Genomic DNA, 12,653 nt, shown 5'->3' on the forward strand with positions numbered 1-12,653 from the left:
ATAATGAAAAAATATATTCCTCTTTTCCTGTTGCTCTTTTTTGCTTCAGCGACCATTACGTTGGCACAAACTGACAACATCAGTCCTGCAAGAAAGCAGGCCATTGATTCCCTTGCTTTGGAAAAAGTAAAAGACTTAAGTAAATACATCAGCATTATCGGAAGCAAAGAAACACAATTCTCAGAAGCCAATCGCGTTATGGATAGGGCTGAGGAGTTGTTTGCTCCAGATGCAGAGATGGGGGTTTCTTCCTTGAGCCGCAAAGAGATAGCCTACTACAAAGTGAGAAATTACTTTGAAAGACTGATGGCATTGAACTATGACAAAGTCAACATCACTTGGTATGACATCCATTATATCAGTGATCTAGAAAGACAGCCTGATGGTCGCTATGTAGGTGTCATCACTGTTTATCAAAGATTTGAAGGTACTTCAATCGAATCAGGTCTTAACTACCGAGACACGACCAAAAAGGATATCACGATCTATGTGGAGAAAAAGCAAACTCAGATCGCAGGTAGAACAATCGAGTTTTGGGATGTGATGCTTGGAGATATCCGCGTGACAGAAACCGCTGCATGAGAAAAGTAATTATTGCAATAACATTATTCATTACTTCCTTTGGAATGGCACCGGGGCAGGGCTTGTTCAGCCCCGGTTCCCCCAAGGATGACGGCAAGTTTGCCGCTTCGACCAAACAGGTCAATCAATTTTTTAGACGATTCAATGCCGAAGAAAGTCAAGACGGCATGAAAAGATATTATTCGGGAGATGCCCTTTTCAGGGACAGGGAATTGAGGGGAAAATTTATCAGTATACTTTTTGACAATGAGACTTCCGGCATTTCAGGAGAATTGAAGACTGAGTTTATGCGTGATGTGTTGTCCGAAACACAACCACAGTTTTTGAATTTCCATGAAGGGGAATGGTTTGCCGAAGTGGTGTCCGTTTTCCAATACAAGGGCAGAAGCGAAAATGTGACCTTATTTTTAAAAATCCAACCTGAAGGATTGGGATATGAGTGGGTCATTGATAAAGTAGTCTTCCAACCCTTTAAAGATATTTTCAACAAACCAATCGGGACTGATAAAAGCTTTATCCATCCTCTGAGTCACGAACTCGGTTTTATGAATCTCCGCAAGGCATTCGAAAATTCCAATTCACCGGAATCTTATACCGCAAAGGAGTATGTTCCTGATTACCTTACCTTGTTTTTATACGAGTTAAAAAAAGGTAGCATCAAATTTGAAACAATATCTGATGTCAAGTTTCATTTTTTCCAAATCAACAATTGGTATTTCGAATTGGACCAGTTTAACAGGCCTGGATTCAATACAGGATGGTTGATAGGGGATTTGGTGAAACTGAAGCCGGGAGATAAAGAAACTATATTAGAATTCATATATGACCAGAAATAGACAATCCATTCTATTTGTTTTGCTTTTTTTTGGCATCCATTTCTCAGGATATTCACAGGATTTGGGTGATTATTCAAAAGCAGATCTGAAAGACCTTACCCAAAAAGTAGAGGATCAGGTTCAGTTTTTGGAGTTTTTTTTGAATACTTTGGGAAGTAAAGATACTCCTGCACGGGATAAGGACGTGATTATCAGGGAGAGCTATAAAAAGATTTTCAGAGACGGTAAAGTTCAAGTCGAAGATGACCTTCTATTGGATAGAAAAGTCATCACCAATAAAGATGTGACTGCATACCTGAAAGACATTGAGTTTTTTTTCGATGAAGCTAGCTTCAAATTTAAAGTAAGAGAAACAAAACCATTTCTTAGGGAAAATGGGGAGTTGTCTTTTTTGGTTTCAATGGACAGGACTTTAACAGCCACCGGATTAAATAAGGAAAAAATCACCAATACCAAGGCGAGATTTATTGAGGTCAATGTAGATAAGAAAACCAATGAACTCAAAATCGCCAGCGTTTATACAACCAAACTCAGCAGGGACAAGGAATTAGAAGAATGGTGGGCTACACTGTCCTACACTTGGACATCTTATTTTAGAAATAAGATTGGCATTGGTGAAGAAGATACTGTTACAGTTGACCATTTATATAAAATCAGCGCCATTGATTCCGTGGATTTTTCAGGAAATGAATACCTGATTGAGCTTTGCCCGCTTGAAGCTTTGAGAGACTTAAAATACATAGATATCAGTAATACCAAGGTGGTGGAATTGAATCCTATCAGCAATGTGACTTTCCTCAGCCATCTCAATATTTCAAATACACCAACGACAGATATTCAGTTTATAAAGTATTCTGATAAACTGCAGTACCTGGACATTTCGAATACTTCGATCGAGGACATCAGCGAATTGGGTAACCTTAAGAGCCTTCAAACCTTGCGGGCCGTCAACACCAAGATTATTTCTTACAGCGTGCTGAATTCCATGCAAGCCCTTAATTGGCTGGATTTGAATAACAGCAGCTTTACAAGTATTGAGGATATCCAAGAACTCAAAGGCTTGAAATACCTGGATGTCAGCGGAAACAGTTTGTCTAACATCGACCTTTTGGCAGGCTTGGAAAGTCTTACTGAAGTCAATCTGAGTCAGACCAACATTATTGATTTGACTCCTTTGGCGGCAATTTCTGCCCTGAAAATCATCAATGTCAACAACACCTCTGTTTCTAACATTACACCATTGAATAATAGGCCAAATCTGAGAATGCTTTATGCAGACCTTACTGAAGTCTCAGAATCCAGTGCCGAACAATATGCAAGAAATAACAGGAATGTTCTTTTGATCCATCATGTGGAGACTTTACAATCTTGGTGGGCAGGATTGTCTCAAGAATGGAAACAGGCATTGATAGCTGTTAATCCCCGACTTGGGATTCCTTCACCAACTATTGAAGATCTTACTGGTACATTGGGAATCGATTCATTGGATATATCCGGTACAGGGGTCAATAACCTGAACCCTGTATTGAAATTTAAGAACCTCAATTACTTGGCCTTTGATGATAATGAAATCATCGACCTACTTCCATTGGCTGAAATGAAAACCCTTGAAATCATTTCAGGAAAAAACACCAAGATTAAAGACTTGGAGCCTTTGGTGGGGATGACAGATCTTACCAACATCGACTTTAGGGATAGTCCCGTGACAGGTTTTATCATGTTGAAAAGTTTGCCAAAGCTTTCTTACCTGAACCTTGACAATTCAGAAATCGACCCTGCAAGTATTCCTGAATTTCTTTTATCCAATCCCAAAATCAACATAATCTATCGATCAGCACTGTTGGAGCAATGGTGGGCTGCTATAGAAGACTCTTGGAAAACCGCTTTTAAGAAAGCCTATGGGAATGGGGATGCAGTTCCGGACCTTGAGACACTTCACCGTTGGACTGCAATGCCGTCTCTGAAAGTTGAAAATTCGGATATTTCAAATTTACAGGCCTTGGCTGTTTTTGTCAATTTGAGGTCTCTGTCTGTTTCCCATATCCCGATGACTGATATTTCAGGGCTGAGTGAATTGAAATTATTGGAGGAATTGAAAATTACAAATGCTCCGGTATCTGATTTAACTGTCCTCCCAATCTTATGGAATCTCAAATCCCTTGACTTGTCGTATACTGCGATTGAGGACTTGAGGCCTTTAGGCCAATTGAATGAGCTCAAAAGTATGGTCCTGACAGGGACCAACATCACTGTTTTGAGGGGATTGGAGACGCTTACAGGATTGGAAAAACTGGACATCGGCGGTACCAACGTCAAATCTCTAAAACCTGTTCAGGGGCTGAATTTGAAAGAATTAAACTGCTTCAATACCAGACTGAATCAAAGGGCGGTCGATGCCTTTAAAAAATTGAATCCTGAATGTGAGGTACGGTTTTATTGAGTAGGTGGGCAATTAGCATCAATAAGAAAACAGACTTCTGAAGTAATGTTCAAGAAGTGAAAATTTCGAAAGGTATAAGGCTTTTTTAAAGGGAAGGAATTTCGCTATTAAAGTTTATTAGGTGAGGTTTATTTTTTCCTTACTTGATCTAAGCTTAGTCTCAGGATATTTCCCATGTTTTTACATTCAAGGAATCGGTCATTTTTATAATGTTTTGCGAGATCCTGCTTGAGGTTTTCTGTATTTTCCTGGGTAGAAATGGTATCAGATTCCATGGTTTCCAAGAGGTCCTCAATTTCTATTTGAGAACTTTTGAGCCTGTTGGCAATCAGGGCCCGTTCTTCCCTTTGGTATTGGGCCATTGACTCTGGGGTAATGTGCTTGAAGCCCATTTGGATCAAGGTGTTGTTCTGCTTGAAATACTGGGGTAAGTAGATTGATTTTTTTCCTTCGTAGGACTGCTGGTCAAAATCTATGGCCCTGATTCTGTAATGGGTTTCTTCAAAATCAGGTGTGACGTCGACCACAAAATTGGAGGAATGCATATCTCCAAGAAGCCTGACAAAACACCTTTCGTTGAATTTGACAAATTCTTTGGCCAATCGGATTGGGTTTTGTAATCCGTCATTGATATATAGCCGCATAAATTGCTCTCCAGGAATGCCTGCGATATGTTCTTCAATAAGTGTGTTTTGGTGAACTAGGTAATTGATTCGGTTGGGGGATAGGAGGTGTTCAAGTTCCAAGCCATAAATCCTTGATGCGTCGGCCATCTTTACGTAGAAATAGTCGAAGTTGTCATTGATTCTGTTGACTATCCTGACTCTAAATGGTTTGGTGTTCCCATACACGCAAAGGTCCACCCGGTCCACGTACAGGTGTTCCATGACGGTCATATCCCCTTGGGCTTTGAGAAGAGAATAGATTTTCTTCACATTGTAATGAATTTCCTCTCTATCTGATTCAGCAAAAAATACCGTCTCCCAAAGGGTGTCGTTTCCTTTGGAGTCATACAGTGCGATGGAGGTACTGTATCTCAGAAGGTCATTGTATTGAATGGGAAAATCGACTTCGCGGCCATATTTGTTGAGGAATTCCCTCAATTTTGGGCTTATGGGATAGATGATTTTCTTTTTGCTGATCAAGGCCATAAGGCAGTTTGTCAAGATTTGACCATTTCTTTTTCTTCTTTGGTCATGTTTTTGTCAAAAATAAAAGGGCCAAATGGAAGTATGGAAACTGCCAAAGCAAAGAATGTTTTTCCGAATTTCCATTCCATTTTGTGCGCTGTAGGAAATACAGCATAGATATATAGGATAAAGAGCAGCCCATGTGCCCAACCCACATAGGTGACGGCCAAGGGAAGGTCCATCATGTATTTCAAAGGCATGGCAATGAAAAGGAGAATCAAGAAGGAAAAACCTTCCAAGATGCTGATTAACCTAAACCGCTTCAACCATTTGGTTTTTTCTTCTATCGTTCTCATTTCTATTTTTTTGTTATGTTGAACAAGACCTGCAGTTCTTTCCAAAGTGCTTTTCGTAGGTCTAGGCTTTCAGAAATCTGCTTTAGATCGTCTGCAAAAAGGTACTCGATTTCATCTTCCTGATGAACCTCATATGTTTTTTTGACCGACATCATGATTTCGTGCCTTACTTTGCCAAACACGATAATCCGGTTGGGATTAAGTGCTGAAATGGATGCCATACTAGTTTTTTCTGTATTTTCAGAGCTAGCCAATGCAATGTCTTTGAGAGAACAGGATACAGCACCTAAAATCTTGAACAAATAATCAGAAAGGTTGCTTTCCAAAGACTTTCCTTCATAGATTACCAAAATGCCTTTTTCGAATCCTCCTTCATATTCCAAAGCCACAGCCTCTTCTTCAAATTCCTCTTGTTGGGCAATTGGATTTTCCTCCAAAAGTACATTTTGTCTTTTTGCCAAAAGTAGTTCGGTTTCTTCAGGCAGAAGATAAATTTCATTGTCTAAAATCAATCCCAAATCGTGGATACTCAAATTTTCCATGTGCCTAAATTGATTAAAAATTTATCTGAAAGCAAGGATTTGGGAGCGAGAAACGAGAAACTGGAAATAAGAACGTTGAGGATAGATGCAGGCGCAGAAATGAAGGTTAATGGTTCGAATTACCCGAAAATTTCATCCCAAAATTATACTAAGCTATCATCAAGGAATCAGAAACAAAGAAACAAATTCCTTTTTTTATGCCTTATTTTCTTCAAATCCAAAGATAGATTTCAATTCCACTGCATCTTTGGGATCCATTCTTTTTGCTAGGACCAACCTGAGTTGTCTTCTCCTAAGTGCACCTTCATACAATTCGATTTCTTCGGCAGTTTCCGCAATGGCTTCAGGGACTTCAATCGGCCTACCGTTTTGGTCTACTGCTACGAATGTAAAAAATGCCCTATGAGTAAGGATTTTTTTATTTGCAGGGATATCCTCTGCCCATACCTCGATAAAAACTTCGATGGAGGAATTAAATGCCCTGGTTACTTTTGCTTTGAGTGTAACCACATTACCGAGAGCGATCGGATGTTTGAAAGAAATGCTGTCAGCAGAGGCCGTGACCACGATCCTGTTGGAGTGTTTTTGTGCTGCTATGGCTGCGACTATGTCCATCCAATGCATCAATTTTCCACCCATAAGATTATGTAAGGTATTGGTATCGTTGGGTAAAACCATTTCTGTCATGATTACTTCTGACAGCTTTACGGGTTTCTGTTTTGGCATAAAAGTTAATTTTTTTGTAAAAATACAAAACCTTTTTCGTTCAGTGAAAAATTGAAGGGGTGAATTCAGTATAAAATTTGGTTATTTCCATCCCTCCATTCCCAAAAGGGGTACAAAGGCAAAGTTATCAAACTCTTCCTGTTCAATTTTAGTTTCGGTGATTTTGGTCAGCTTCATCATTTTTTGTGTTTTGCGGTCTCCAACCGGAATCACCAAAATCCCGCCAACTTTCAATTGTTTCAGCAAAGAATTTGGTACTACAGGTGCGCCTGCAGTCACAAGGATTTTGTCAAAAGGGGCATGTTCAGGCATTCCTTTGGATCCGTCTCCAAAATAAAAATGAAGCTGTATGCCCAATTTGGACATGAATTTCTTTGTCTTTTCGTAGAGATTTTTTTGGTATTCGATGGTGTATACCTCAGCTCCCAGCAAATGTAAGATGGCGCCCTGATATCCTGATCCGGTCCCGATTTCCAAAACCTTGTCACCAGGTTTTATATTTAACAACTCCGTCTGAAAGGCGACAGTATAAGGTTGGGAAATAGTCTGACCTTCGCCGATTGGGAAGGCTTTGTCCTCATAAGCATGGGAGTCAAGGGCCGAATCAAAGAAAAAATGTCTTGGCAGCGTGTTGATGGCATTCAATACCGCTTCATTTTTGATCCCTTTTTGCCGGATGATTTTGACCAATTCTTTTCGCTGACCTTTGTGGCGGTAGCTGTCCTCTAATTTCAACATGGGTGTTTTGTGATGGGAAACTTTTGTAAACGATGCTAAGTTAAGGGATAAATTGGCTTAATTTGAAGCCAGAATAAAGCTTTGAAGCTTATTGTCTGAAATATTGAACTTTAGATTAAAAATATGTTTACAGGAATCATAGAAACTTTGGGAACAGTCAGCGGCATGACCAAAGAAGGTACCAATGTCCGGTTTGAAATATCCTCACCGATTACCTCCGAACTCAAAGTTGACCAATCTGTTTCCCATAATGGGGTTTGTCTTACAGTAGTAGCGGTTGAAGGAAATACCTATTCTGTAACAGCCATTGATGAGACATTGAAAAAAACCAATCTGAAATCCTGGGCAATCGGCAAAAAAGTTAACCTTGAGCGCTGCATGCCTGCAAACGGCAGGTTTGACGGACATATCGTACAGGGACATGTTGATCAAGTCGGTAAAATTGAGAAGATTTCCGAACAGGATGGTTCTTGGATTTTTGATTTTTCTTATGACCCAAACATAGGAAACGTGACTGTTGAAAAGGGTTCCATTGCGGTAAATGGCACAAGCCTGACTTGTTTCAACTCAAAAAACGGGAGGTTTTCTGTGGCGATCATTCCCTATACCTATGAAAATACCAATTTCCATGCATTACAGATGGGAGATGAGGTAAACCTGGAATTTGATATTATCGGCAAATACATCCAAAGAATCATCCGAGGATATACAGATTAAACTAGTCAGTTTTGATCTTGTTTATTCCACTTTTCATCCTGATGAGATTGTAAATGAAACGGAATATGTGGAAAGCGGCCAATCCGCTGATCAATCCTACAAAAGCACCTACCAAAATGTCTCCGGGATAGTGTACCCCTAGGTATATTCTGGTATAAGAAAAAAATATAGCCCATAGAAACAGCCATTTCACTGCCGGATATTTAAAGGAAAGGCCTAGATACATGGATGTCGCAATGGCAAAACTGTTTGCCGCATGGGAGGAAGCAAAACCGTATTTGCCTCCGCAATTGCCGTAATTGTGCACCATTCCGTTCAACAGCACCTCATGACATGGTCTTAACCTCTCAAAAAACGGTTTCATCAGTCCTGAGGTGATTTGGTCAGCAAATAAGATGGAAAGCAGAACTCCCAAGATTACCCACCCACCCTGTTTGCCATAGGCTTTCCAGACCAGAAAAATCAAAAAAACATAAAGTGGAATCCAAGGAAAAGTACGGGTAGAGTAGTACATGATTGGATCCATAAAATCCGAGTGGTGTTGGTTTAACCACAAAAAAAGAGCCTCATCCCATTCACTGATTTTTTCCAGCATATTTCTTAAATATTCTTTTATGGGAAATTAAATATTAACCCAATCAATTTCTTTTTTTAGGTGGTCAAGGGTGAATGCTTCTTTTGACCCGGCTTGCGGCTGATTCATGTATTCCCAATTGGCTACAGGTGGCATACTCATCAGGATGCTTTCCGTTCTGCCGTTGGTATCCAAGCCGAATTTGGTGCCTGCATCCCAAACAAGGTTAAATTCCACATACCTTCCCCTTCGGAGGGCCTGCCATTTTTTTTCATTTTCTCCGTAGGGCAGATTTTTGTTTTTTGCCATGAAGTGCCGGTAGACTTTTGGGAATAAGTAACCTATTGATTTGACAAAATCAAAAATAGAACCCATTTCTTCTTGATCATTTGCTGTAAGTCTGTCAAAGAAAATCCCTCCAATTCCCCTTGTTTCATTTCTGTGTTTGATGAAAAAATAATCATCAGCCCATTTTTTGAATTTGGGATAAAATTCGGTATTGGAAAGGTCACAGGTTTCTTTCACTTGTTGGTGAAAATATTTGGCATCTGCGATATCTACATAGTGAGGAGTAAGATCGATCCCGCCGCCAAACCACCTGACGCCATTACTCATTTCAAAATACCGGATGTTCATGTGGATAATCGGCACCATTGGACTTTCAGGATGGATGACTATCGACACCCCTGTTGCGTAAAAATCAGCTTTTTCGAGATTGAGTTTCTGGAGGATTTTTTCCGGTGTGGGTCCTTCTACTGCTGAAAATGCCACGCCGCCTTTTGCTATGATGTTGCCGTTTTGAAGAATCCGGGTACGTCCGCCACCGCCTTCAGTCCTCGTCCATTTGTCCTCTTGGAATTTTCCTTTGCCATCTTCTATTTCCAGTTCCTTACAGATATGGTCCTGAATGTCCATAAAGTCACTGGTGATTTTTTCTTTTTCTAGCATTTTTTTATTCCAAATCAGTTTTAATCTTCTACTTCCAATACTTCCAAGATTTCTGCCAGCTGGTCAAAATCTTTCAGTCCCGGCTTGATTTCGTCACCCCCTTCAAGGGCAATTCCTTTTACTCCGGTCTGCTCCAACAAGTTTCTGACCGTTTCCGGTTCTATTCCAAATCCTAACAGAACTTCTACTTTGGAAGCCAAGGTGTGAAGCTTTTGGATGATGCCGGCATCTATTTCCAAGCTTTCGGAAACAAGGTGAAGCATTATATTAAAATCCTGAAAAAATTTGGCTTTTGCGATCAATTCATCCAAATCATCCTCTGAAGTCAATTCTTTTTTAAAAATTATGCCATACGAAGAATTGACCAACATCCTCAGATATATTTCCTCCCTGATTTCTATAAAGTTGATTCCTTTATATTCATTGAGGTTGCCGAGGATTTTTTCCGGATGGGTACTTTCAAATTCCGCCACGAAATCCACTCCAGAAAGCCATCCTGTAATTTCATTGTATTTCTGTGGAGAAGTGAAGTTTTTGCTGCTTTCTTCCAGGTCAAAACCTATCATGTTGACATACATTCCGGCGCAATACCTGGCGTCGGTGAGGTTGGTGACTGCACTGATTTTAACAAACGAATGAAGTGCCATACTGCTGTTTTGATGATTTTTGGATGCTAAGGTAGAAATTTCATCTTAAAATTGTATTTTTGTAAACGTCTAGAACTCGCTTATGCTTAAGATTCACCCACTTTACTTTCTTAGCTTAATTGCTTTTTTATTTTCCTGTGCAGATACTGAGAAGCCAAATGAAGATTTTGGCTTGGACTATCAACCTTTGGAAGTGGACCTTTTTTGGGAATATGAAGTCAGTGAAACAATAGTTTTTGGTGAAAATGATGAAGAAAGCAGCGATTACTTTTTGAGGGACAAGGTTGATTATACCTTCTTGAATGCGGAAAATGAATTGGTTTATGTCGTTGTCAGAGAGAAATCTCTGGACAGATCCAACTGGTCTGTAATTGGAAGCTACTCTTTGCATTATCGAAATCTTGCCTTGGTCAGGACTTTTGAGAACAAAAAGACAGTCAATTTGGTTTTTCCTCCTAAGTTACAGAAAACATGGGATGCCCAAGTTTTCAATTCCGAAGATCCCGATGAATATGAAATTTCATTTGTTGGTAAAATCGATGTCGGGCAACAGTCATTTTCCAAATCATTGAAGGTCCTACAAGAGGAAGATGATGATGAAATTACCTTTAGGGACAACAGGTACGAAGTATTTGCAAAAGGAATAGGATTGGTAGAACAATATTATGAGGTCTTGACTTATTGCTCAAGAAATGATTGTCTGGGACAAATGTTAGTCGATTCAGGGAGACGGACCCATTTGAAAATTATAGGATATGGTAAACTTTAACAGGTTTTTGCTTTCTGTTTTTTGTTTTTTGCTGGCGTCAGTTTCTTACGGCCAAAACAGATATGCTGTACATTTTAAATTCAAGCCCCAAGATACCTATTCCTTAAGCAGGCCGGCGGAATTTTTGTCAGCTGCGGCTTTAGAAAGAAGAGCAAAGTTTCAGATTCCAGTTGATAGCTTGGATTTACCGCTTTCAGCAAAATATGTTTCCGAGGTAGCTTCTAAATCAGGCAAAGTCCTTTACGAGATCACATGGCTAAATGCCACTTTAGTGGAAGCAAGTCCTGAGCAAATCATTGCTATCAGTGCGCTTCCATTTGTTGACAAAGTGGTTTTGGCAGCACCGGGCATGAGTTCCAACGGTAGATTGGGAATAGGTTTTGGCAATAAAGTCGGAACAAATTCATCAATACATACAAACGCGAAAACCGCTGCAACACCCTATGATTTCCAGAATGAGCTGGTAGGCATTCCTGTCATGCATGGAGAAGGTTATAAAGGAAAGGGCATTACAATCGCTGTTTTTGATGCAGGCTTTCCCGGAGTTAATACTATTTCAGCTTTTTCTCATCTGTTTACCAACAATCAGATCGTGGGAACGAGGGACTTTGTCCATTTAGAAAATGCCAATGTCTACAGTTTTAACCAGCATGGTACAAATGCCCTTTCTCTAATCGCAGCAAATCAAGAAAACTTGCTTGTCTCCGGTGCACCGGATTCCAAATATATACTAGGTATCACAGAGGATGTTCCCACTGAATACAGGATTGAGGAATACAATTGGGTACGGGCAGCCTCTTGGGCCGACAGCCTTGGAGCAGATATTATCAGTAGTTCCTTGGGCTATTGGGATTTTGATGATCCTAGTATGGATTACACCAAAGAGGACTTGGATGGAAAGACAGCGACTATCACCATAGGTGCCGATGTGGCTTCAGAAAAAGGTATCTTGGTCGTCACAAGTGCGGGAAATTATGGTTCCAGAGGAGTTTCCTCTATTATCGCTCCTGCAGATGCAGAGGGAATTTTATCCGTAGGTGCAGTCAATTCTAGCCTTACCAGAGCCGGGTTCAGTTCTCAGGGCCCTACAGCCGACGGCAGGTTTAAGCCCGAAGTTTCTGCTTTTGGCAACAGTGCGCAAGTAATCCGTTCCAATGGAACTCTAGGACCATCCAACGGCACTTCTTTTTCTGCGCCACAAGTTGCTGCTTTGGCTGCGGGATTATGGGAAGCACGGCCTGATTGGACCAAAGATAAACTGATTGAATATATCCTCAGGAGTTCAAGTCAATATGAAAACCCTGATAACCTCTTGGGATATGGCATTCCGGATTTTTCAAAAGCTTATTATGGAGAGATTTTGAGTATTTTGACTTTGGAAAAAGAAAGTGATTTTAAAGTTTATCCCAATCCCTTGAACGGAGGTGATCTTTTTGTCCAATTCGGAAAAAGTCTCATGGGAGAGTTTTCAATATATGATGTCAATGGGAAGGAAATCCAAAAAATTGATATCCAAAGAGAATCCGTATCGCAACCCTTTGAAATCAGCCTTCCCAATATTCCTAAAGGGATGTTTTTGGTTCAGATGCAATCAGGCAGAGAGGTCAAAAGGACAAAATTGTTAAAAAGGTAAAGCGTCAAAGAGATT

General features: G+C 40.1%; 14 protein-coding genes. 6 read left to right on the plus strand and 8 right to left on the minus strand.

The genetic code is table 11. The features are described from left to right. The first annotated feature begins 3 nt into the window (after positions 1-3). The 3 genes from NU887_RS07525 to NU887_RS07535 are packed head-to-tail and all read left to right on the plus strand — an operon-like array spanning position 4 to position 3,858. The gene (locus tag NU887_RS07525; RefSeq protein WP_258422761.1) at positions 4-582 is read left to right on the plus strand and encodes a hypothetical protein; all 579 of its coding nucleotides are present in this window, start codon (positions 4-6) and stop codon (positions 580-582) included. Continuing rightward, positions 579-1,418, plus strand: a complete 840-nt coding sequence (locus NU887_RS07530; RefSeq protein WP_258422762.1) for a hypothetical protein — start codon at positions 579-581, stop codon at positions 1,416-1,418. Before NU887_RS07525 ends, NU887_RS07530 begins: the two co-directional genes overlap by 4 nt. Continuing rightward, positions 1,405-3,858 carry a leucine-rich repeat domain-containing protein gene (locus NU887_RS07535; protein ID WP_258422763.1) on the plus strand — a complete coding sequence of 818 codons (2,454 nt, stop codon included), beginning with the start codon at positions 1,405-1,407 and terminating at the stop codon, positions 3,856-3,858. Before NU887_RS07530 ends, NU887_RS07535 begins: the two co-directional genes overlap by 14 nt. A gap of 128 nt (positions 3,859-3,986) precedes the next feature. Here NU887_RS07535 and NU887_RS07540 read toward each other — a convergent pair whose 3' ends face one another. The 5 genes from NU887_RS07540 to NU887_RS07560 form a co-directional block, all read right to left on the minus strand. Next, positions 3,987-5,009, minus strand: coding sequence for a hypothetical protein (locus NU887_RS07540; RefSeq protein ID WP_258422806.1), 1,023 nt, complete (start codon positions 5,007-5,009; stop codon positions 3,987-3,989). A gap of 11 nt (positions 5,010-5,020) precedes the next feature. After that, the gene (locus tag NU887_RS07545; protein ID WP_258422764.1) at positions 5,021-5,344 is read right to left on the minus strand and encodes a DUF3817 domain-containing protein; all 324 of its coding nucleotides are present in this window, start codon (positions 5,342-5,344) and stop codon (positions 5,021-5,023) included. Positions 5,345-5,346: 2 nt separating this feature from the next. Next, on the minus strand, positions 5,347-5,886 hold the full coding sequence (locus NU887_RS07550) for a hypothetical protein (protein ID WP_258422765.1): 540 nt from the start codon (positions 5,884-5,886) through the stop codon (positions 5,347-5,349). 195 nt (positions 5,887-6,081) lie between these two features. Continuing rightward, the gene (locus NU887_RS07555) at positions 6,082-6,612 is read right to left on the minus strand and encodes an acyl-CoA thioesterase (RefSeq protein WP_258422766.1); all 531 of its coding nucleotides are present in this window, start codon (positions 6,610-6,612) and stop codon (positions 6,082-6,084) included. 81 nt (positions 6,613-6,693) lie between these two features. Next, entirely contained in the window at positions 6,694-7,350 is a 657-nt protein-coding gene (locus NU887_RS07560) for a protein-L-isoaspartate(D-aspartate) O-methyltransferase (RefSeq protein ID WP_258422767.1), read from the minus strand. A gap of 123 nt (positions 7,351-7,473) precedes the next feature. On the opposite strand from NU887_RS07560, the gene NU887_RS07565 reads away from it, so the two are divergent. Continuing rightward, positions 7,474-8,067, plus strand: a complete 594-nt coding sequence (locus NU887_RS07565; protein ID WP_258422768.1) for a riboflavin synthase — start codon at positions 7,474-7,476, stop codon at positions 8,065-8,067. Position 8,068: 1 nt separating this feature from the next. Here the strand turns inward: NU887_RS07565 and NU887_RS07570 are convergent, their stop codons facing one another. From NU887_RS07570 to NU887_RS07580, 3 genes are read right to left on the minus strand one after another with little or no spacing between them, the layout of a single operon-like run. Next, entirely contained in the window at positions 8,069-8,662 is a 594-nt protein-coding gene (locus NU887_RS07570; protein ID WP_258422769.1) for a phosphatase PAP2 family protein, read from the minus strand. A gap of 27 nt (positions 8,663-8,689) precedes the next feature. Continuing rightward, a complete protein-coding gene (gene hemF / locus NU887_RS07575) occupies positions 8,690-9,589 on the minus strand; it encodes an oxygen-dependent coproporphyrinogen oxidase (protein WP_258422770.1) in 900 nt (299 codons plus the stop codon). Between the two features lie 20 nt (positions 9,590-9,609). Next, on the minus strand, positions 9,610-10,236 hold the full coding sequence (locus NU887_RS07580) for a beta/alpha barrel domain-containing protein (RefSeq protein ID WP_258422771.1): 627 nt from the start codon (positions 10,234-10,236) through the stop codon (positions 9,610-9,612). Between the two features lie 82 nt (positions 10,237-10,318). On the opposite strand from NU887_RS07580, the gene NU887_RS07585 reads away from it, so the two are divergent. Together NU887_RS07585 and NU887_RS07590 are read left to right on the plus strand one after the other, a co-directional pair. Further along, positions 10,319-11,005 (plus strand): hypothetical protein, encoded by a 687-nt coding sequence (locus NU887_RS07585; protein WP_258422772.1) that lies wholly within the window; start codon positions 10,319-10,321, stop codon positions 11,003-11,005. Continuing rightward, positions 10,992-12,638: a S8 family serine peptidase gene (locus NU887_RS07590; protein ID WP_258422773.1), complete on the plus strand. Its 1,647-nt coding sequence runs from the start codon at positions 10,992-10,994 to the stop codon at positions 12,636-12,638. The genes NU887_RS07585 and NU887_RS07590 overlap by 14 nt, the downstream gene beginning before the upstream one ends. Positions 12,639-12,653 lie beyond the last annotated feature (15 nt).

The sequence above is a fragment of the Aquiflexum gelatinilyticum genome (assembly GCF_024741135.1).
GTDB lineage: Bacteria > Bacteroidota > Bacteroidia > Cytophagales > Cyclobacteriaceae > Cognataquiflexum > Cognataquiflexum gelatinilyticum.

Excerpts from the sequence above, each read along its gene's own strand:
- NU887_RS07525 (WP_258422761.1), top strand. The coding sequence starts at position 4 with ATGAAAAAATATATTCCTCTTTTCCTGTTGCTCTTTTTTGCTTCAGCG.
- NU887_RS07530 (WP_258422762.1), top strand. The coding sequence starts at position 579 with ATGAGAAAAGTAATTATTGCAATAACATTATTCATTACTTCCTTTGGA.
- NU887_RS07535 (WP_258422763.1), top strand. The coding sequence starts at position 1,405 with ATGACCAGAAATAGACAATCCATTCTATTTGTTTTGCTTTTTTTTGGC.
- NU887_RS07540 (WP_258422806.1), bottom strand. The coding sequence starts at position 5,009 with ATGGCCTTGATCAGCAAAAAGAAAATCATCTATCCCATAAGCCCAAAA.
- NU887_RS07545 (WP_258422764.1), bottom strand. The coding sequence starts at position 5,344 with ATGAGAACGATAGAAGAAAAAACCAAATGGTTGAAGCGGTTTAGGTTA.
- NU887_RS07550 (WP_258422765.1), bottom strand. The coding sequence starts at position 5,886 with ATGGAAAATTTGAGTATCCACGATTTGGGATTGATTTTAGACAATGAA.
- NU887_RS07555 (WP_258422766.1), bottom strand. The coding sequence starts at position 6,612 with ATGCCAAAACAGAAACCCGTAAAGCTGTCAGAAGTAATCATGACAGAA.
- NU887_RS07560 (WP_258422767.1), bottom strand. The coding sequence starts at position 7,350 with ATGTTGAAATTAGAGGACAGCTACCGCCACAAAGGTCAGCGAAAAGAA.
- NU887_RS07565 (WP_258422768.1), top strand. The coding sequence starts at position 7,474 with ATGTTTACAGGAATCATAGAAACTTTGGGAACAGTCAGCGGCATGACC.
- NU887_RS07570 (WP_258422769.1), bottom strand. The coding sequence starts at position 8,662 with ATGCTGGAAAAAATCAGTGAATGGGATGAGGCTCTTTTTTTGTGGTTA.
- hemF (WP_258422770.1), bottom strand. The coding sequence starts at position 9,589 with ATGCTAGAAAAAGAAAAAATCACCAGTGACTTTATGGACATTCAGGAC.
- NU887_RS07580 (WP_258422771.1), bottom strand. The coding sequence starts at position 10,236 with ATGGCACTTCATTCGTTTGTTAAAATCAGTGCAGTCACCAACCTCACC.
- NU887_RS07585 (WP_258422772.1), top strand. The coding sequence starts at position 10,319 with ATGCTTAAGATTCACCCACTTTACTTTCTTAGCTTAATTGCTTTTTTA.
- NU887_RS07590 (WP_258422773.1), top strand. The coding sequence starts at position 10,992 with ATGGTAAACTTTAACAGGTTTTTGCTTTCTGTTTTTTGTTTTTTGCTG.